General features: G+C 65.2%; 1 protein-coding gene. It reads right to left on the bottom strand.

The window, feature by feature from the left end; all coding sequences use genetic code 11:
- On the bottom strand, positions 1 to 302 hold a 302-nt coding region (locus HMPREF2565_RS01905; protein WP_305764370.1), incomplete at both ends, for a biotin/lipoyl-containing protein.

The following is a 302-nucleotide window of genomic DNA, read 5'->3' as shown; positions in this document are numbered from 1 at the left end:
GGCTCTTCCTTCTTTTCCTCTGCCTTGGCGGCAGGCTTTTCGGAGGCTGCGGCGGAGCCGTCGCCGACGCGGGCGATGACGGCGCCGACGTCGACGGTGTCGTCTTCCTCGGCGAGGATTTCAATGAGGGTGCCGGCGACCGGGGACGGGATTTCGGTGTCGACCTTGTCGGTGGAGACCTCGAGCAACGGTTCGTCGACCTCGACGGTGTCGCCGACGGACTTCAGCCACTGGGTGATGGTGCCCTCGGTGACGGACTCACCAAGCTCCGGCATTTCCACGTCGGTGGCATCACCAGAAGC

The sequence above is a fragment of the Corynebacterium sp. HMSC072A04 genome (genome assembly GCF_001809235.1).
GTDB lineage: Bacteria > Actinomycetota > Actinomycetes > Mycobacteriales > Mycobacteriaceae > Corynebacterium > Corynebacterium hiratae.
Note: the sequence above shows the minus strand (reverse complement) of the source record. Positions and strands in the feature narration are given on the sequence as shown.